General features: G+C 54.3%; 18 protein-coding genes and 1 tRNA gene. 11 read left to right on the top strand and 8 right to left on the bottom strand.

The features are described from left to right. Positions 1–21 precede the first annotated feature (21 nt). The 4 genes from DBR37_RS14340 to DBR37_RS14325 form a co-directional block, all read right to left on the bottom strand. Complete coding sequence (locus DBR37_RS14340; RefSeq protein ID WP_124575161.1) at positions 22–2,298, bottom strand: bifunctional (p)ppGpp synthetase/guanosine-3',5'-bis(diphosphate) 3'-pyrophosphohydrolase; 2,277 nt, start codon at positions 2,296–2,298, stop codon at positions 22–24. 41 nt (positions 2,299–2,339) lie between these two features. Beyond that, the gene (gene rpoZ, locus DBR37_RS14335; protein ID WP_124575160.1) at positions 2,340–2,543 is read right to left on the bottom strand and encodes a DNA-directed RNA polymerase subunit omega; all 204 of its coding nucleotides are present in this window, start codon (positions 2,541–2,543) and stop codon (positions 2,340–2,342) included. 22 nt (positions 2,544–2,565) lie between these two features. Next, on the bottom strand, positions 2,566–3,210 hold the full coding sequence (gene gmk, locus DBR37_RS14330) for a guanylate kinase (RefSeq protein ID WP_124575159.1): 645 nt from the start codon (positions 3,208–3,210) through the stop codon (positions 2,566–2,568). Positions 3,211–3,285: 75 nt separating this feature from the next. Continuing rightward, positions 3,286–4,188: a YicC/YloC family endoribonuclease gene (locus DBR37_RS14325; RefSeq protein WP_124575414.1), complete on the bottom strand. Its 903-nt coding sequence runs from the start codon at positions 4,186–4,188 to the stop codon at positions 3,286–3,288. A gap of 179 nt (positions 4,189–4,367) precedes the next feature. Here DBR37_RS14325 and DBR37_RS14320 point away from each other — a divergent pair, with 179 nt between their 5' ends. The 6 genes from DBR37_RS14320 to DBR37_RS14295 all read left to right on the top strand — a co-directional run bounded on the left by DBR37_RS14320 (position 4,368) and on the right by DBR37_RS14295 (position 9,274). Beyond that, positions 4,368–5,375 carry a serine/threonine-protein kinase gene (locus tag DBR37_RS14320; protein ID WP_124575158.1) on the top strand — a complete coding sequence of 336 codons (1,008 nt, stop codon included), beginning with the start codon at positions 4,368–4,370 and terminating at the stop codon, positions 5,373–5,375. 33 nt (positions 5,376–5,408) lie between these two features. Further along, positions 5,409–6,338 carry a PP2C family serine/threonine-protein phosphatase gene (locus DBR37_RS14315; protein ID WP_012079188.1) on the top strand — a complete coding sequence of 310 codons (930 nt, stop codon included), beginning with the start codon at positions 5,409–5,411 and terminating at the stop codon, positions 6,336–6,338. A 6-nt stretch (positions 6,339–6,344) separates the two neighbouring features. Next, positions 6,345–7,079, top strand: coding sequence for a ribonuclease PH (gene rph / locus DBR37_RS14310; protein ID WP_124575157.1), 735 nt, complete (start codon positions 6,345–6,347; stop codon positions 7,077–7,079). 127 nt (positions 7,080–7,206) lie between these two features. Then, positions 7,207–7,791: an RdgB/HAM1 family non-canonical purine NTP pyrophosphatase gene (rdgB, locus tag DBR37_RS14305; RefSeq protein ID WP_124575156.1), complete on the top strand. Its 585-nt coding sequence runs from the start codon at positions 7,207–7,209 to the stop codon at positions 7,789–7,791. Beyond that, positions 7,788–9,032, top strand: coding sequence for a radical SAM family heme chaperone HemW (gene hemW / locus DBR37_RS14300; RefSeq protein ID WP_124575155.1), 1,245 nt, complete (start codon positions 7,788–7,790; stop codon positions 9,030–9,032). The genes rdgB and hemW overlap by 4 nt, the downstream gene beginning before the upstream one ends. 152 nt (positions 9,033–9,184) lie before the next feature. Continuing rightward, positions 9,185–9,274 (top strand) — tRNA-Ser (locus DBR37_RS14295). 150 nt (positions 9,275–9,424) lie between these two features. Here DBR37_RS14295 and DBR37_RS14290 read toward each other — a convergent pair. The 3 genes from DBR37_RS14290 to DBR37_RS14280 all read right to left on the bottom strand — a co-directional run bounded on the left by DBR37_RS14290 (position 9,425) and on the right by DBR37_RS14280 (position 12,622). Beyond that, complete coding sequence (locus tag DBR37_RS14290) at positions 9,425–11,110, bottom strand: methyl-accepting chemotaxis protein (protein WP_124575154.1); 1,686 nt, start codon at positions 11,108–11,110, stop codon at positions 9,425–9,427. 303 nt (positions 11,111–11,413) lie between these two features. Next, the gene (locus DBR37_RS14285) at positions 11,414–11,989 is read right to left on the bottom strand and encodes a hypothetical protein (RefSeq protein ID WP_124575153.1); all 576 of its coding nucleotides are present in this window, start codon (positions 11,987–11,989) and stop codon (positions 11,414–11,416) included. A 243-nt stretch (positions 11,990–12,232) separates the two neighbouring features. Further along, positions 12,233–12,622, bottom strand: coding sequence for a helix-turn-helix domain-containing protein (locus DBR37_RS14280; RefSeq protein ID WP_158610255.1), 390 nt, complete (start codon positions 12,620–12,622; stop codon positions 12,233–12,235). Positions 12,623–12,798: 176 nt separating this feature from the next. On the opposite strand from DBR37_RS14280, the gene DBR37_RS14275 reads away from it, so the two are divergent. Together DBR37_RS14275 and DBR37_RS14270 are read left to right on the top strand one after the other, a co-directional pair. Further along, a complete protein-coding gene (locus tag DBR37_RS14275; RefSeq protein ID WP_124575151.1) occupies positions 12,799–13,236 on the top strand; it encodes an antitoxin Xre/MbcA/ParS toxin-binding domain-containing protein in 438 nt (145 codons plus the stop codon). Beyond that, positions 13,236–13,922: an RES family NAD+ phosphorylase gene (locus DBR37_RS14270; RefSeq protein ID WP_199739126.1), complete on the top strand. Its 687-nt coding sequence runs from the start codon at positions 13,236–13,238 to the stop codon at positions 13,920–13,922. The genes DBR37_RS14275 and DBR37_RS14270 overlap by 1 nt, the downstream gene beginning before the upstream one ends. 15 nt (positions 13,923–13,937) lie before the next feature. Here DBR37_RS14270 and DBR37_RS14265 read toward each other — a convergent pair whose 3' ends face one another. Then, positions 13,938–14,222, bottom strand: a complete 285-nt coding sequence (locus tag DBR37_RS14265; RefSeq protein WP_124575149.1) for a hypothetical protein — start codon at positions 14,220–14,222, stop codon at positions 13,938–13,940. Between the two features lie 357 nt (positions 14,223–14,579). On the opposite strand from DBR37_RS14265, the gene DBR37_RS14260 reads away from it, so the two are divergent. Genes DBR37_RS14260 through rmuC form a run of 3 tightly spaced genes read left to right on the top strand, consistent with a single transcriptional unit; the run spans position 14,580 to position 19,053 of the window. Further along, positions 14,580–17,081 carry an ABC transporter permease gene (locus tag DBR37_RS14260; RefSeq protein WP_124575148.1) on the top strand — a complete coding sequence of 834 codons (2,502 nt, stop codon included), beginning with the start codon at positions 14,580–14,582 and terminating at the stop codon, positions 17,079–17,081. A 51-nt stretch (positions 17,082–17,132) separates the two neighbouring features. Beyond that, positions 17,133–17,537 carry a group II truncated hemoglobin gene (locus tag DBR37_RS14255; protein WP_175626602.1) on the top strand — a complete coding sequence of 135 codons (405 nt, stop codon included), beginning with the start codon at positions 17,133–17,135 and terminating at the stop codon, positions 17,535–17,537. Positions 17,538–17,583: 46 nt separating this feature from the next. After that, positions 17,584–19,053, top strand: coding sequence for a DNA recombination protein RmuC (rmuC, locus tag DBR37_RS14250; RefSeq protein WP_199739125.1), 1,470 nt, complete (start codon positions 17,584–17,586; stop codon positions 19,051–19,053). Positions 19,054–19,118 lie beyond the last annotated feature (65 nt).

The following is a 19,118-nucleotide window of genomic DNA, read 5'->3' as shown; positions in this document are numbered from 1 at the left end:
AACGCGGAAGGCTAAGACTACTTAGCCTTTGTCGCGCAACAAACGGGTAACGCCCGGGATGCTGCGCAGATTGCGCATCAGGCGCGCCAGATGCACGCGATCTTCGACCTGTACCGTGAAGTGCAGGTAGGTGATCATGTGATCCTTGTCTTCATCCATGCCGACATGCGTGATGTTCGAGTCGGACTCGCCGATCTCGGCAGCGACGCGTGCGAGTATGCCTTTTTCATTGCGTGCCAGCAGTGTGATGCTGCAGTCGAAACGGCGATCGATATCCGAACCCCAGACTACGTCGATCCAGCGATCCGGTTCTTTGGAATGCTGCCTTCTGGCGACGTCGCAATCATGCGTGTGTATGGTCAGTCCCTGATCACGTTTCATCTGCCCGATGATGGTGTCACCCGGGATAGGCTGGCAACATGAAGCCAGTTGTACCGATATACCTTCGCTGCCGTAGATGACGACAGGATCGATTTTCTTCGGCAGTACTTCGCCGTTGGCGTCGATCTGTGGGCGCGGTACCAATTGATCGTTCTCGACCATGCCGAGGATATGACGCGCCACCAGTGCGGCCATGCGTTTGCCGACGCCGATGTCGGCATACAAATCGTCCAGCGATTTCGCGCTCGATTCATTCAGCAGACGTTCTGCTACCGGTGCCGGCAGTTCGGGATCCAGGTTCAGGGTCACCAGTGCTTGTGACAGCAGGCGACGTCCCAGTTCTATCGATTCCGTAAGGTTGATGGTGCGCAGGTGATGACGTATCGCCGAGCGTGCCTTGCCGGTACGTACGAAGCCCAGCCAGTTCGGATTCGGGCGCGAGGTCGGCGAAGTAATAATTTCGACGATGTCGCCGTTGCGCAATTCGGTGCGCAGCGGTACCTGTTCCAGATTGATTTTGACGGCGATGGTCTGGTCACCGATGTCGGTGTGAATCGTATATGCAAAATCGAGCGCCGTCGCACCGCGTGGCAACGCGATGATTTTTGATTTCGGCGTGAACACATACACCGAGTCAGGGAACAGATCGACCTTGACGTGTTCCAGGAACTCGGCGGAGTCGCCAGTCTGTTTCTGGATGTCGAGCAAGGATTGCAGCCATGCATGCGTACGTTGCTGCAGGTCGGACAGACTGCCTTCATCGTCTTTGTACAACCAGTGCGCAGCCACGCCGGATTCCGCGACGCGATGCATGTCCTGGGTGCGGATCTGGAATTCAATCGGCGTACCGTAAGGACCGATCAGTGTAGTGTGCAGCGACTGGTAGCCATTCAGTTTAGGAATGGCGATGTAGTCTTTGAACTTGCCCGGCATCGGTTTGAACAGCGCATGCAGGGTGCCCAGCGCGACATAGCAATTCGCAAAGCTGTCGACCACCACACGGAAGCCGTAGATATCCAGCACTTGCGAAAAGGACAGACGCTTGTTCAGCATCTTGGTATAGATACCGTACAAGGTTTTTTCGCGGCCATAGACTTGCGCCGGGATGCCGGTGGCATCCAGCGTGTTATTGACCGACTCGAGGATTTTGCTGACCACTTCGCGACGATTGCCGCGCGCCGCCTTGACTGCCTTGGCCAGCGTTTTATAACGCATCGGATACAAGTGCGAGAAGGCGAGATCCTGCAATTCGCGATAAATATTATTGAGGCCGAGTCTATGTGCAATCGGCACATAGACTTCCATCGTTTCGCGTGCGATACGACGTTTCTTGACCGGTGCCATCGAGCCGAGCGTGCGCATATTGTGCAGGCGGTCGGCCAGTTTGACGAGGATGACGCGCACATCGCGCGCCATCGCCAGCAGCATTTTGCGGAAGTTTTCCGCCTGTGCTTCTACCTGGCTTTGGAATTCGATTTTTTCCAGCTTGGACAGACCATCGACCAGATTCGCGACCGGTGCGCCGAAGCGTTCGATCAGCTCATCCTTGCGGACATCCTGGTCTTCCATCACATCGTGCAGCAGCGCTGCCATGATGGCTTGTGCATCCAGCTTCCAGTCGGCGCAGATTTCCGCGACAGCGATCGGGTGCGAGATGTAAGGCTCGCCCGACATGCGCATCTGACCCAGGTGTGCCTCGTCCGAGAAGCGATAAGCTTCCTTGACCTTCTTCAGTTCGGAAGGCGTCAGGTACTCGGCAAGTCTGGTCGTGAGTTGCGTGACTGATGCGACACCAGCGACAGGTGCTGGTGTGGAGGCGGATGCGGTTTTCTTTTGAGGCATTTTGGCCGAGCGATCAGGAACCGCTCGGTTAGTTGAAGCGATGGATGCTGTTGAATCTGTAGGTGTCAGGTTCATACTGATAGTCTATCAGCCGCATCGCGGTTAGCCAGAGATTATTAGCTAGGGACTTTTTTCAACATTTCAAGGCCGACATGGCCAGCAGCGATTTCGCGCAGGGCGATGACGGTTGGCTTGTCTTTGGCATCGACTTTAGGTGTGTGGCCTTGCAACAACTGACGTGCACGATAGGTCGCAGCGAGGGTCAGTTGAAAACGGTTAGGAACTTGTTTGAGACAATCTTCAATAGTAATGCGGGCCATACGTACTCCTAAAAATTCGATATCAGCTTAAATTGGCATGAATGCCCAATTGGGCGAACAGGGATGCGTTGCGAGTTGACTGTTGTGCAAAGCGACAACGAGCGGCTTTTACGATTGCGCTCAACTCTGCTAAAGCAACGGTAAAGTCTTGATTGATAATAACATATTCGAACTCGGAAGCGTGCGCGATTTCACCGCCCGCAGCCAGGATACGACGGGTAATGACGTGATCTTCGTCCTGCCCGCGCTTTTTCAGGCGTTCTTCCAGTGCGGCTATCGATGGTGGCAGGATAAAAATGCCGACGGCGTGCGGGAATTGCTTTTTGACCTGTTGCGCGCCTTGCCAGTCAATTTCCAGCAATACATCGGTACCAGCGGCGATCTGATCGGCAATTTGTATGCGGGAGGTGCCGTAATAGTTGCCAAAAACTTCAGCCGATTCCAGGAATTCATTGGCCTGGCGGCGTACCAGGAAGTCATCTGGTGTCGTAAAGAAATATTCGCGGCCATGCTGTTCGCCGGGACGAGGCGGGCGGGTGGTGTAGGAAATCGACAGTTTGATGGCCGGTTCCTGTTGCAGCAGGGCATTGACCAGGCTGGATTTGCCCGCGCCAGACGGAGCAACGACTAAAAACAGGCTGCCGGAAGAATGGACTTGCTCAGACATCGGTGTCCTTGATGAATGGTTGAATATGAAAATGACTATCGCTGATGTGCGATTGTAGCGCCGCTGCCTGCGGAATTACTCCAGATTTTGTACCTGTTCACGCATTTGTTCGATCAGCAGTTTCATCGCCATCGACGCATCAGACAGCTCTTTGACTGCGGCCTTGGAGCCGACCGTATTGGCTTCGCGGTTCAGTTCCTGCATCATGAAATCCAGGCGCTTGCCGACCTGCCCACCTTTTTTCAGGATGGCGCGGGTTTCGCTCAGGTGCGCGGCCAGACGGGTCAACTCTTCGGCTACGTCGACGCGAATGCCATAAAGCGTGACTTCCTGACGGATACGATCCAGCGCTTCTTCGCGTGTGACGCTGGCTTGTGCGCTGCCGCTGCCATTACCGGCAGCCAGACCCAGCGCTTCCATCATGCGTTCGGTGGCTTTTTGCTGGAACTGGGCAACGACTTGCGGCATGAGCGGCGTAATCTTTTGCACGATGGCTTCCATATCGTCCACACGTGACAACAGCATGGTTTGCAATGCATGGCCTTCACGTTCGCGGCTTTCCACGAAAGCGTTCATGGTGGTTTGCATCGCTGCGGCAGCGTCCGCCTGCAGGGTTTCCTGGCTCATCTCGGCTTCTTCGATGACGCCGGGCCAGCGCAGTAATTCATGGACCGAGAGTGGTGCGGCATCGGTGAAGCGACGGCGTATTTCGGCTTGCAGGGTAGTCACAGCGTCCAGTGCACCCTGGTTCAGCGCCTGTGTGGCGCCGTTTGCGACTTTGCGGCCGAAGCTCAGGCGGCATTCGACTTTGCCGCGGGTGAGGCGTGCCATGATGGCTTCGCGCAACACAGGTTCCAGTGCACGTAAATCGTCGTTAATACGGAACTGCAAATCAAGGAAGCGCGAGTTGACGCTTTTGACTTCTATGGTCAGGGTGCCACTGCTGGTCTCATGGGTGGTGACGGCATAGCCGGTCATGCTGCAAATGGTCAAAATGAGTTCCTCGTTTTTCTTTACAAAGCGGCGATTTGTCCACACAATCCACAACGAACAAGGTTGCCGGATACCGGTAGCCGTAAAAGGGGCGAGCCGTGGTGCTGCCTCGCTTTTGCCGTGCTGTATTTCCCAGGCTCGCTTGACATTATTTATAGGACGACATGGCTGCGCAAAACAATGCCCCGTTGCCGGATGGTTTGGAAATCGCTGGATATCGCATTGTAAAGAAGATTGCGTCTGGCGGGTTCAGTATTGTCTATCTGGCCTACGATGAGGATGGCAATGCAGTCGCCATCAAGGAATACCTGCCGAGCTCACTGGCGCTGCGCCAGCCGGGTGAACTGGTTCCTGCGATTTCGCCGGAAAATCTGCCGGTCTTCCGTATCGGCCTGAAATGCTTCTTTGAAGAAGGCCGTGCGCTGGCACGTATCGCACACCCGAACGTGGTGAGCGTGACCAACTTCTTCCGCGCCAATGAAACTGTGTATATGGTGATGGGTTACGAGTCTGGCCGCTCCTTGCAGGATCACATCCTGCGCCGCCGCGACAAGGGCGAGAAACCGCTGGTATCGGAACGCTTCATTCGCAAGATGTTCAGCCACGTGATGAACGGTTTGCGCGAAGTTCATACGAATAAATTGCTGCATCTGGATTTGAAGCCGGCCAACATTTATCTGCGTGTAGACGGCACGCCCATCCTGCTGGATTTCGGTGCAGCACGCCAGACGCTGCAATCCGATATGCCCAAGTTGTATCCGATGTACACACCGGGTTTTGCAGCGCCGGAACTATACGTAAAGAACGGCAACCTCGGACCATGGACCGACATCTACAGCATAGGTGCGTCGATGTTTGCCTGCATGGTGGGCGCGCCGCCGCAACCGGCAGACCAGCGCAAGCTGAATGACAAGATGGATGGCCACTTCAATAAGCTGGAAGGCGTGTATTCATCCGACCTGATCAAGGTCATCCGCTGGAGCCTGATGGTGGATCCGCTGGAACGTCCGCAAAGCGTATTTGCCTTGCAGAAGGCCTTGCGTGAGCCGGTGCCGGAGCAGCAAAATGACGCCAGACTGCAGCAAGTGGCACGCAAGATTAAAAACATATTCAACAATATGGGTAAACGCTCGGCCAACGTATCGACTACGATACAAGAACATACGCGTTAAACTTACCCTAACTCATTCCAACCCGACCCAACCATGCGATTCTCTGTCTACCAAGAAAGCCATATAGGCGGTCGCAAGAACAACCAGGACCGCATGGGCTACAGCTTCACGCGCGATGCCTTGCTCTTGCTGGTAGCCGATGGCATGGGTGGTCACATCATGGGTGAAATGGCGGCGCAGATTGCGATGCAAACCATCGCCTCGCTGTTCCAGGAAAATGCCACGCCTTACGTCAAGAAGCCGGAGCGCTTCCTCGAAGACAGTTTCTTTGCCGCGCATCGCGAAATCCATCGCTACCGCGCCATCAATAATCTGCCGGAAACACCGCGTACCACCATCGTCGCCTGCCTGATCCAGCACAATAGTGCGATGTGGGCGCATTGCGGTGATTCGCGTCTGTACTGGATGCGTAACGGCCAGATCCTGGCGCGCACGCGCGACCACTCGCGGATAGAAACCCTGATTGCACAAGGCAAGGTTGATCCATCGGAGCGCGATACGCATCCGGAGCGCAATAAGTTGTTCAACTGCCTCGGTGCGCCGAACATGCCCATCGTCGAAATCTCGCGCCGTGCCAGCCTGCAGGCGGGCGACATCATGCTGCTGTGCTCGGACGGCTTGTGGTCGGTGCTGCCGGATCACGAACTGGCGCAGCGTCTGCATAACAACACCATCGTGCGTGCAGTTCCTGAATTACTCACGACTGCTACTGGCATCGCCGGTAAAACAGGGGATAATGTCACCGCTCTGGCGATGATGTGGGAAAGCAGCGAAAACCTGCATGGCAACAGCACCATCACCACGCACACCTTGCCGATAGGCAGTGTCACCACCACGATCCAGGCGCCGCGGCACCTCGATCTGGAAAATGCAGACACCTATAACGATTCAGAAATCGAAAAAGCGATTGAGGAAATCCGCAACGCTATCGATAAATCATCACGTATCACTTCCAGGAATTAAAGCCACATGTCGTATGAAAATCGTCCCAGCGGACGCGCCGCTGATGCCTTGCGCGCCATCAAACTGACCCGTAACTACACCAAGCACGCCGAGGGTTCGGTCCTGATCGAATGCGGCGATACCAAAGTCATCTGCACCGCCAGCATCGAAGACCGCGTGCCCGGCTTCCTCAAGGGCAAAGGCCAGGGCTGGTTGACAGCTGAATATGGCATGCTGCCACGTTCGACACACACACGCATGGATCGCGAAGCGGCACGCGGCAAACAATCCGGTCGTACCCAGGAAATCCAGCGCCTGATCGGTCGCTCATTGCGCGCCGCTTTTGATCTGCAGGGATTTGGTGAGCGTACCCTGCATCTGGATTGCGACGTCATTCAGGCTGACGGTGGTACACGTACCGCAGCGATTACCGGCACCATGGTTGCCGCTTACGACGCCTTCAGCAAACTGGTCGCGCAAAACGTCATCCCGGCAATCCCGCTCAAGCATTTTGTGGCTGCGATCTCGGTCGGCGTTTATAAAGGCCAGCCAGTGCTGGACCTCGATTACACGGAAGACTCGGATTGCGATACCGATATGAACATCGTCATGACCGATGCCGGCCACTTCATCGAAGTACAGGGCACGGCAGAAGGCGCTGCTTTCGACCGCGCGACCATGAACAAATTGCTGGATCTGGCGCAAGACGGCATCAGCGACCTGATCGTGCTGCAAAAACAGGCGTTAGCAATAGCTGCGTAAAATAGAGCCTGCGCTGCACGGACTTGCTTTTATGCAAATGCTGCAGCGCTCGGCCCCAGCGGACAGTGTCAAATCACCCGGCTGTATTTGAGGCCGGGTTTTTTATCGTTTTTAATTTCGGATCATCATGTCGCGTACCCTTATCCTCGCCTCTAATAATGCAGGTAAATTGAAAGAATTCGGCGCCTTGCTGTCGTCCATCAATTTTGATGTGCATGCGCAGGGCGAATTCAACGTACCGGAAGCGGAAGAGCCGCATGTCACCTTCGTGGAAAACGCGATCGCCAAAGCCCGCCACGCCGCACGCCTGACCGGCAAACCGGCACTCGCCGACGACTCTGGTGTCTGCGTCAATGCACTGGGCGGTGCTCCCGGGGTGTACTCGGCACGCTATGCCGGCGAGCCAAAATCAGATCAACGCAACAATGAAAAACTTATCGCGGACCTCGCCGCGCACGCGGATAAATCCGCCTACTACTATTGCGTGCTGGTCTTCGTGCGTCATGCTGACGACCCGCAACCTGTAATCGCAGAAGGCCGCTGGAATGGCGAAATGCTGGCAGAACCACGCGGGCAGGGCGGCTTTGGTTACGACGCTTATTTCTGGTTGCCGGAACAGCAAAAAACCGTGGCAGAACTGACCGCCGAAGAAAAAAATCGCCTGTCGCATCGCGGCCAGGCCTTGCGTGCCTTGATAGAAAAATTGCGATGATCCCGATTAAACCGATCAGCGCCGATGTCGCTGCTGCGCTCGATCACTCGGGACCGGCACGCGTTGCCACGACCTATCTGAAGCCGGGTGCATTAAGCCTGACCGCATTGCCACCGCTGTCGCTGTATGTGCATTTCCCGTGGTGCGTGAAGAAATGTCCGTACTGTGATTTCAACTCGCATGAAGCGACCGGCGCATTCCCGGAAGATGAATACCTGTCTGCCTTGCGCGCCGACCTCGAGATGGCCTTGCCACTGATCTGGGGCCGCAAGATTTATACGATCTTCATTGGTGGCGGTACGCCGAGTCTGTTGTCTGCTGCAGGACTGGATCGCTTGCTCTCCGACATCCGCACCTTGCTGCCGCTGGACGGGGCGGTAGAGATCACGATGGAAGCTAACCCGGGTACCTTTGAAGCGGAGAAATTCAAGTCCTACCGTACCAGCGGTATCAATCGCCTGTCGATAGGGATACAAAGCTTCAATCCACGGCATCTGCAGGCATTGGGCCGCATCCATGACGGCGACGAAGCACGTCGTGCAGTGGACATCGCTGCCAGCAACTTCGATAACTTCAATCTCGACCTGATGTATGCGTTGCCATCGCAAACGCTGGACGAGGCGCGACAGGACGTGCAAACGGCGATCAGCTATGCACCGCCGCATTTATCGCTGTATCACCTGACGATGGAGCCGAACACAGTCTTCGCCAAGTATCCGCCCAACGTGCCGGATGACGACACCAGTGCCGACATGCAGGACATGATAGAGCAGGAAACCAGTGCAGCCGGTTACCAGCACTACGAAGTCTCGGCTTATGCGCAGCCCAAGCGCCAGGCACGGCATAACCTCAACTACTGGCAGTTCGGCGACTACCTTGGCATAGGTGCCGGAGCGCACACCAAACTGTCATTCCCGCACCGCGTGATCCGGCAGGCGCGTTACAAGCAGCCCAAGAGCTATATGGAGCAAATGCGCCTGGGCAATCCTATCCAGGAAGAAAAGGAAATCACGCGCGACGAACTCGGCTTTGAATTTATGCTCAACGCGATGCGTCTGGTGGAAGGCGTGGAGGTCAACATGTTCGCCGAACGCACCGGTATGCCACTCAATGCGGTGGAGCGGGCGCTGAACGAGGCCGAAGCCAAGGGTTTGCTCTACCGCGACCATAAAACCATCAAGCCGACGGTGCTGGGCCAGCGTTTCCTGAATGATTTGCAGGAAATGTTTTTGGCGGATTGAAACAAATAATCGCCGGACAGTCGGCAATTCCAGGGGAGTTAGGTATAATGCGACCTCTTGGAAGTTGATGGACTGCTTCGCCGGTTAATTGCACGCTCGTGCAATGCGTAGTAAATCGGACGGATGTGGTTTGTTCGTCAACATCTCAAAACGGAAGTGTGGCCGAGTGGTTGAAGGCACCAGTCTTGAAAACTGGCGACGGTTTATCCCGTTCGTGAGTTCGAATCTCACCGCTTCCGCCATTATTCCGTTCCTGCCATTCCAATCCAACAGACAAAAAAATCCCGCCGAGATTGCTCAGGGCGGGAAATGCTTTGCTGCTATTTTTTACGGCCCGGTCAGATTAATGACTGTAGCCGCTCTTGTTGATCCGAAACCGAATTGAATTGTGTTCAATCGATACCGGTTGCCGTCGCGACAACGGCAAGTCGATGGCGTGGTGGCGATACCGCGCGTTTGATGCTGGATAGTTTGGAGGTAAGGGCAGGCCGGACTGGTGTCGCGTGCGTCGCTTCCTGCTGTTGCTGCTCCACATGGACTGCGTTGGCGTCGATTTTGAAGACGCTGACGGTTTGCTCAAGCTTGACCGCCTGATCCTTGAGCGAGTCCGCTGCAGCCGCTGCTTCTTCTACCAGTGCCGCATTTTGCTGTGTGACGTTGTCCATTTGCGAGATGGCCTGATTGACCTGTACTATGCCTGCGCTTTGTTCTTCGCTGGCGGCCATGATTTCAGCCATGATGTCGGTCACACGTTTTACGCTGTCAACAACTTCTGTCATGGTCGAACCGGCTTGTGCCACCAGTTTGCTGCCGGTATCGACACGACCGACCGAGTCGTCTATCAGTGCCTTGATTTCTTTGGCTGCGGCAGCGGAGCGTTGTGCCAGATTGCGCACTTCGCTGGCGACGACGGCAAAGCCGCGGCCCTGTTCACCGGCACGTGCCGCTTCGACTGCCGCATTCAGGGCCAGGATGTTGGTCTGGAAGGCGATGCCGTCGATGACGCCGATGATGTCGGTGATTTTCTTGGCGGAGTCATTGATGCCGTTCATGGTGACGACGACTTCGCTGACGACGTTGCCGCCTTTGATTGCTATTTCGGAAGCCGACAAGGACAGGCTATTCGCCTGACGTGCGTTATCTGCATTTTGTCTGACGGTAGAGGTGAGTTCTTCCATCGACGAGGCAGTTTCTTCCAGTGAGCTGGCTTGTTCTTCTGTACGCGAAGAGAGATCCATATTGCCGCTGGCGATCTGGTTAGATGCCGTGGCCATGGTGGAGGTGCCGCTGCGGACCTCATCGACGATGCCGATCAGGCTTTGGTTCATGTTCTTCAGCGCCTGCAGCAACTGGCCGGTTTCATCTTTGGATTTGACTTCGATTTTGCTGGTCAGATCGCCGCTGGCTACGGTTTGTGCAACCAGCACTGCTTCGTTCAGCGGACGCGTAATCGAGCGGCTGATGAAGATGCCCAGGCCTATGCTCAGGAGCAGCGCAACGGCTGAGATCGCGATGATGACGGTGATGGATTGTTTGGCAGCGAGGTTGGCTTCATTACTTTTTGCTTCGACTATTTTCTGCATCGAGGTGACGACAACACCGATGTCTGCAACGATTTGTCGACGCAAGGGACTGCATTCATTGACGAGAAATTTGCCGAAGGCTTCCATTTGATCCGCATCGCGGAACTGACGCGGGCGTTTGAGTTCTTCTGCCATGGTCAGCAAACCTGTGCTGACTTTTTCAAAGTTGGCGTCGCCTTTGAAATGGGGTGTCATCTGTGCCAGGGCATCCAGGTAGATGGCTTTTTGCGCATCCAGGATGTCTAGCTCTTTTACAGCGTCTGCCTTGTTCGTAAAGATATACGCGTTACGCGCCGCGAGGCCAGTCTGGCCCAGTGCCTCGCGCGCAGTGTAGAGGCGTTCAAGTTGCTGGGTGCGAATTTCGTTCTGTGCGGCTATGACACCGTCGATCTGGTTTATTCGCATTAAGGCGAATATCGCGATCAGCAATGTGAGCAGTACAGTGATGCCGAATCCGAGGCTGAGCTTGGTTCCTACCTTCATATTTGCAAACATCGTTATCTCCCAATGTACGTCATTGAAATTCTTCGCTGAGTGATGATGAGTACGAAACGCGTTTGTGAAAAAAAGTGGTCCATAGACTAGAAAAATGCGTGATGCCGCGAGGAAATTTTTATGAAGCTACCATGCTGTATGGAAATAAACGCTCCCATAAATATGAGATTTGATGCGGATTTGCGACGGTTTTTGATAAAAAACCTCAAATGAAATAAAGCCCGACTATTTTTAATAGGGGCTTTATAAGAAGTGCACCAAATTGATACGTTGTGACGTGTCAGTTAGGCAGTTTTGATGGTGTTATTCGAGGTACCTGATCTTGTGCAGATAGGCATAAAGTTGCTGACGTTGCGCAGTATCGAGTTGCAGACATTCGCCGCCTATCGAGACGGTCAGCTCACCGTCAGAAAACAAACCTGCAATGACGGGTGGGGACGTCGGGTTGATGCCAGGTGGTGGTGACTCTGCGTGCTCAGTCGTATATTTTTCGCCATTTTCATGGCCGTTGATTGCATGCACATTGGATGATATGAGGGCAGGTACTTTTCCGGATGAAGCGATCTGCAATTGCAGGATGTTTTGTTTCGATGGTGTATCGACGCTGCCGGTCACTGCGTCATGCATATTGACCGCGATAAATTGTCCTTCCAGGACCGTATCGGGAGCTGCGAAGTAGAGGCGGCCACGAGTGTCCTTCACCTTGATGATGGCTTCGTGCGTAAGTGCCCGCAACAGCAGGGTATTGATCGCAGAACTTTCGCGTTGCAATACCTTGGCCAATTCCTTGGGCGTCATTGGCCCCTTGCTGAGTGCATCGATTGCTTCTGCGACCTTGCTGCCAGGGCGAGGAGAATATCGGTGTACGGGTTTCTTCATGAGTCTCGCTTTTCAGTTGTAAGCATGTCGGCTGATCTGCAATTCTTCAGAGCAGCATATTGATTTGGTGAGTATCCGTGCTAGCTGATGTTCTATTCGTGAATGAATAGAATAATGGATCTTTTAATGAAGAAATTACGCGGGACTAGTCTGGAAGAATGTCGCTCAACTGTGCGAAGGCGACAAATGGCATCGTGAGAGTGGTGGTGTGGCGACCGGGAGACGTTGTCGCGGGGCAGGGGATTAGCTATTGGAGCCTGGTTTGTCCGAGCCGTTGCCGTGCATGGGTTCGGCAATGGTATCGATGATTTTGATCATTTGATTGAGCTGATATTCCGACATTTGCTGCATCAGCTTGACTGCATGCGCTATGCGTTTATCCATAGCAGGATAACTGTCTGTAGCGACTTCTGGTGAGTCCGGATCATTCACGCCTTCGTTCAGCCATGAGAACGAAACCCGGCAAGCCTTTGCCAGCTTTTTGATGGTTTCGGTTTCCGGACCTTTACTACCGACGGCTTTCAGGATGCGGCTAATCGTCGCTTGCGGTACGCCGGAAAGTCGGGCGAGTTCGCTTTGCGATTTGATGCGCGCTGCCTTCATGGCCTGATCCAGGCGGTCTCCTATAGTCATGCAAAGACTATACATATGCGCATAATCACGATCAAAGAGGCAATCATTTGCGCATAGAAATCAATCCATTCATGCATATGCACGGGAATATACATGCTTTCCTAGATTTGGCATGGCATGGGGTAAACTTGAAATTCCATATTCGGAGTATATTATATCCATATATGGAGGAAATCATGAGTGCAGCATACGCCTATCCGAAGAGTCGATTTGAGCCAGCAGCGCTGGTGGATCTGAACGCGAAGTCAGAAAGAGAGCGTTTGTCCCGTTCCGCGCTCAAAGGTTTCTTCTTGCTGGCCGCTGCATGGAAGTTGCGCGACGAAGATGCCCGCGAGTTGTTGGGTGGTTTATCCAGCAGTGCCTTCTACGAGTGGAAAAAGAATCCTGATCGTCTGCTTGAGGTCGATCGCATCACGCGCATTTCCTACTTGATAGGTATCTATAAGGCATTGCACATTTTGTACGGCGATAAGTTGGCAGATGAATGGGTCAGCCTGCCGAATAAAAACGTGATTTTCTCTGGCCTCTCGCCGCTGGTTTATATGCAGGCCGGTGGCTTACTCGCGATGCAGACCGTACGTAAATTACTGGATGCGCGACGCGGAGGTTTGTGATGGCGTCACTGCCGCTAGTGCAATTGCGTCAGTTTGATACCTGCCGTTTAATCCCTTCGCGTTTTGTCGATAAAGAAGATTCAGTACTGCTTGCGCTTTCTGAAGATGCCGGGCATCTGGCCGATATCTTTGAGCTTGATAATGCAACCAATGCGCGCCTGATCGCCGAGCATGGCGGTGCTACCGGCATAGGCGTGGATGAGCTGGTATTTGGCGTGCCTAACTTTCGCATGATCAATGCGGCCTACACCTATGCGCGACCGGAAGGGAGTCGTTTCAACACGGATGAGCGGGGTGCGTGGTATTGCGCTTTCGAGTTGCAGACGGCTCTGGATGAAATCGTCTTTCATAAAACTGTCGAGTATTACGAGATAGACCGCTTTGACGATAGCGTGCGTTATCAGGTGTTGCTGGCAGATTTCAATAGCGAATTCCATGACCTACGCGGTGCTGCGCGTTATGCCAAATGCCTGGTGCCTGATAGCTACCTGGCGTCGCAAAAACTGGCAGTGCAATTATTGGAAGCAGGTTCGCTGGGGATTATTTATCCCAGTGTACGGCATGCGGGCGGTACCAATCTGGCTTGCTTCCGTCCTGCGCTGGTAGGGAATGTGCGACGCGGTCAGGCGTATGAACTGACCTGGTCGGGGACGCCGCAACCCAAGGTGAAGGCTGTGCGTAAATAGTCGATACGCAAGATGTCAGGCATCGTGTTGCATTGCTTTCGCCACGCTATCCTTGTTCAGGACCTCGCCCCACGACTCGATGCGGTAGATATCGCCAAATTTGTGGATGATCATGCCGTACTGTTCGCGCAGTTTATCGACTTGTTCATCAATCGAACTTTTGTCGATGCCGGTCAGATCGTCGATGGCAGTCGGAGTAGGGCGTTCCAGTAAATCGATTGCGGAAGCCAGTACAAATAATCTGCGCGCATCATCCAGCGGATACTGTGGAACCCCGAATTTGTTTCTGGTAACAGTCATGCGATCATCCTTTTTTCTATGGGACGGCGGCAGATGTACGCTGCAGCTTCCGGCCATGTACATTTGGGCTTAAGCATGCGTGCTGACGTTATCTTGAGTACGCTATCCTTAATATAGTACCGACTCTGCCGACTGGCAAAAATTCCATTTGCCCGTGGCCAACATTGCGGTTTTGCCCGCCCGCCACAAGATAGGCATTTTTAAGTTAGTCTTATGCAACCTGGCCTGGATAAGCCCAACTCAGCAGACTGGCTCTGCTGATGTCTTTCCCATCAGAATTCTTTAGCACTGCGGGTTTGCCGTTTTGTCATACCCGTTGCGGCTGTCGTTGCTGTTTTTTAGAAAGTGCCTGAACTCATGTTTGTGCAATCCCTACGTATGACGCAACGCGACTGGCGTGCCGGTGAACTGCGTTTCCTGCTGGTGTCGCTGATTGTTGCGGTGGCTGCTTTATCTTCCGTCGGCTTCTTTGTTGATCGCATGCGTGCCGGTCTGAATCGCGACGCACATCAATTGCTGGGTGCCGACCTAGTGATACGAGCCGATGAACCGATAGCCACGGCCATGCGCAAAGAGGCGCAGCAACGCGGTTTGCAACTTGCAGATACGACCGTGTTCCCGAGTATGGCAATTGCCGGTGAAGGTGAGCAGGCAGTATCCAAGCTGGCTTCGATCAAGGCCGTGACGACCGGTTATCCGCTGCGCGGCAAATTGAAAGTGGCGGATGTGCCGGTTGGTGAGGGTGAGGTGACAGATGTCATCCCTGCGGCGGGTACGGTATGGGTAGATCCGGGCATTCTGGAAAGCCTGAGCGTCGCCGTCGGTAGTCCGCTCAAGCTGGGAGATAAAACGTTCACGATTGCCAAGGTGCTCCACTTTGAGCCGGACCGTGGTGCAGGCTTCATGAACTTCGCGCCACGTGTGATGCTGGCACAAACTGATCTGGCTGCAACCAATTTGGTGCAGAACGGTTCACGTGTCAGCTATCGCTTGTTGGTCGCCGGCAAGCAGGCTGATGTCAGCGCTTTCGATAAGCAGGTGCAGGAGCAGATAGAGAAGCAAAACCTCAAGGGAGTGCGCACCGAATCACTGGAATCCGGACGTCCGGAAATGCGCGCGACGCTGGAACGCGCCGAGCAATTTCTGTCATTGGTTGGCTTGCTGTCGGCGATGCTGGCCGCGGTTGCAGTCGCAATGGCGGCACGTCGCTTCATGCTGCGCCATGTGGATGCCTGCGCAATGCTGCGTTGCCTTGGCATGACGCAGAATCAGGTGACCAGCTTGTACCTGATTGAATTCCTGATCGTTGGTTTGGTGGGCAGCGCGCTGGGTGCTGCGATCGGTTTTGCTGCGCATTTTGTGTTGATTGAATGGTTGGGCAAGCTGGTGACAAATGTGTTGCCTGCGGCGTCCTTTCTGCCTGCGGTGCAGGGCATCGTAACCGGTTTGCTGCTGCTGATCGGCTTTGCGGTGCCGCCTATCCTGCAGTTACGCAACGTGCCGCACAATCGTGTGATTCGTCGTGAACAGGACATGCCGCAGCCAATCACGATAGCAACCTACGCACTGGGTCTACTGACCTTTGTCGGCTTGCTGTTGTGGCAAGCGGGGAATGTGAAGCTGGGTTTGCTGACGGCAGCAGGTTTTCTCGGTGGCCTGGCAGGCTTTGCGGTGATTAGCTGGTTTGCACTGAAGTCTTTGCAATCCTTGCGTGGCTTGATCAATCATCCGGGCTGGCGTTTTGCCGTGACGGCCTTGCAGCGACGTCCTGGCGCGACGGTGGTACAAGTCGTGGCACTGGCTTTGGGTTTGATGGCTTTGTTGTTGCTGACGGTAATACGCGGCGATCTGGTTTCTGCCTGGCGCAATGCGACGCCGCCGGACGCGCCGAATCGTTTTGTAATTAATATCCAACCTGAGCAGAAAGCGCAGATAGAAGCACGTCTGGCACAGAACAATATTGCCGGGAATGATCTTTATCCGATGATAAGGGGGCGCTTGCTGGCCATTAACGGCAAGGAGATTACCGGCGATACCTTCATCGAAGATCGCGCCAAGCGTCTGGTTGACCGGGAGTTCAATCTGTCGACCATGCTCAAGATTCCTGAGCAAAATGAAATCACCGCCGGACGCTGGTATGACAACAGCAAACCGGAAGCCTCAGTCGAAGTCGGCCTGGCCAAGACGCTGAACCTGAAGCTGGGTGATCATTTGAAATTCGATGTCGCAGGCGAAACCATAGACGTACCGATTACCAGCTTGCGTAAGCTGGAGTGGGGTTCGATGCGGGTGAATTTCTTTGTCATCATCAATCCGGCTGCGATGAAGGATATGCCGCAAACATGGATCACGGCCTTCCATCTGCCGCAGACGAATAGCGGACTGGAAAACCAATTGACGCGTGATTTCCCTAACCTGACTGTGGTCGATATCGGCAGCATGCTGAAGCAGGTGCAGGACGTGATAGACCAGGTGGTGACAGCTGTTGAATTCCTGTTCCTGTTCACACTGGCATCCGGCATGCTGGTCTTGTATGCGGCGCTGGCCAGTTCGCAGGATCAGCGTACCCGCGAGGCGGGCTTGTTACGGGCATTGGGCGCGACACGCAAGCAGTTGTCGCAATCGCAATGGATCGAGTTTGCGCTGGTGGGTGGCCTGGCAGGTTTGCTGGCGGCAACGGGAGCGACCGCAGTCGGCTGGAGTCTGGCGCATTTTGTGTTCGACTTCGAATGGATGTTCAGCCCGGTGGTGTGGCTGGCAGGCCTGGGAATCGGCGCTGCGTGCGCCTTTATCGGTGGCTGGGTAGGTTTGCGCCATGTCCTCAAGCAACCGCCGTTACAGACCCTGCGCGAAGCCTGATTTTCATGGGCGTGATGCCGTATCGAATAGCGATGCGGTATCATGCTGGCTATGACTACTGAACAAGAAACTCAGCCTGCAACTATCTATGAAATGATAGGCGGCGACGCCAAGGTACGCGAACTGGTAGACCGGTTTTATGACTTGATGGATCTCGAGCCGGCTTATGCCGGCATACGCAAGATGCACCCGACCACGCTCGAAGGTTCGCGCGACAAACTTTACTGGTTCCTGTCCGGCTGGACCGGCGGTCCGAATATGTTTGTCGAACGCTTTGGCCACCCGCGCTTGCGTGCACGCCATCTGCCTTATGCCATTGCGACCGATGAACGTGACCAGTGGTTGCGTTGCATGGAAACCGCGATGCAGGATGTCGGCATCGAAGAACGTATCCAAAAACGTTTGCAACAAGCGTTTTATGACACCGCCGACTGGATGCGTAATACGCACGGTTAAGCATCCTGCCGTTTTCTCTGCCGTTACACCCGAATAAAGTCCAATCATGACCCAACTGCATTTCATTATCCTGGCAGTGCTTGCTGCAGTCATCATCGTGCTGCAGATAGTGGTCATGCTGCGCGCGCGCAGCACCGATATCACACCGCAATTAACGCAACTGCAGAATGAAATTAAAGTGCATCAGCAACAAGGCGCTGAACGCATGGAGCGTGAGCTGCGTGAGCAAGTGCAATCAACTGCGCAATCGACACGGCAGGAATTAGGTAATAACTTTACGCAATTCCAGCAAGCGTTGGCGACCCAGCTCACCAGCGTCGCGACACTGCAAAACAATCAGATCGATTCCTTTGCACAGCAACTGGCCAAGCTGAATGAAGCGAATGCCCAGCAGCTGGAAGCGATGCGCCTGGCGATAGGTGCGCAAGCGCAAGCCGGACGCGAAGAGCAGGCGACTGCATTAAAGAATTTCGGCGATACGCTGAATCAAACCTTGAGCACGCTGACCGAATCGAATGCGCAACGCATGGCTGAAGTGCGTGCGACGCTGGAAGCCAAGATCAAGGACTTGCAAACCGATAACGGTACACGCCTGGAAGAGATGCGTAAGACCGTCGATGAGAAGCTGCATGCGACGCTGGAGCAACGCCTGGGTGAGTCCTTCAAGCTGGTTTCGGATCGCCTCGAGAAAGTTCATCAGGGCCTGGGCGAGATGCAGCAACTGGCGATCGGTGTGGGCGATCTCAAGCGCGTGCTGACGAATGTCAAAACACGCGGTACCTGGGGTGAAGTGCAACTGGAAATGTTGCTGGAACAGGTGTTAACACCGGATCAGTACGCGAAGAATGTGGAAACCGTTCCGCGTTCCGGTGAGCGTGTCGAATTCGCGATCAAGCTGCCAGGTACTGACGATGGTCAGACACCGATCTGGATGCCTATTGATGCGAAATTCCCGAAAGAACAATATGAACGTCTGGCCGAAGCTGCTGATCGCGCCGATGCAGATGGCGTGTTGCTGGCAGGACGTGAGCTGGAGCGGGTAGTGCGCTTTGAGGCGAAGAAAATCGCCGAGAAGTATTTGTCGCCGCCATTAACCACCGACTTTGCGATCCTGTTCCTGCCAACTGAAGGTTTGTACGCAGAAGTCATGCGTCGCCCTGGCCTGGCAGATGATCTGCAGCGCACGCATCGCATCAGCATCGCTGGTCCATCGACTTTGTCTGCTTTGCTGAATAGCTTGCAGATGGGCTTCCGTACGCTGGCGCTGGAAAAACGTTCGTCCGAAGTGTGGCAAGTACTGGGCGCGGTTAAAACTGAATTCGGCAAATTTGGCGATGTACTGGCAGCGACCAAGACTACGCTGGAGCGTGCTGCCAAGAATATCGAACAGGCTGAAACACGCAGCCGTCAGATGACGCGCAAACTTAAATCAGTCGAAGCCTTGCCGAGTGAAGCCGCGCAGCAATTGCTCGGTGTGGACCTGCCTTTGGGCGATCTGCTGGACGAGAAAGAGTAGCCGCGGAATAGCAGGCATCTTGCAAATTCGTTGCTCGCCTGCAGCCTTTTTTAAATCATGATAAA

Origin of the sequence: Herminiimonas sp. KBW02, from assembly GCF_003852535.1 — a bacterium.
Taxonomy (GTDB): Bacteria; Pseudomonadota; Gammaproteobacteria; order Burkholderiales; family Burkholderiaceae_D; genus Oxalicibacterium.
Note: the sequence above shows the minus strand (reverse complement) of the source record. Positions and strands in the feature narration are given on the sequence as shown.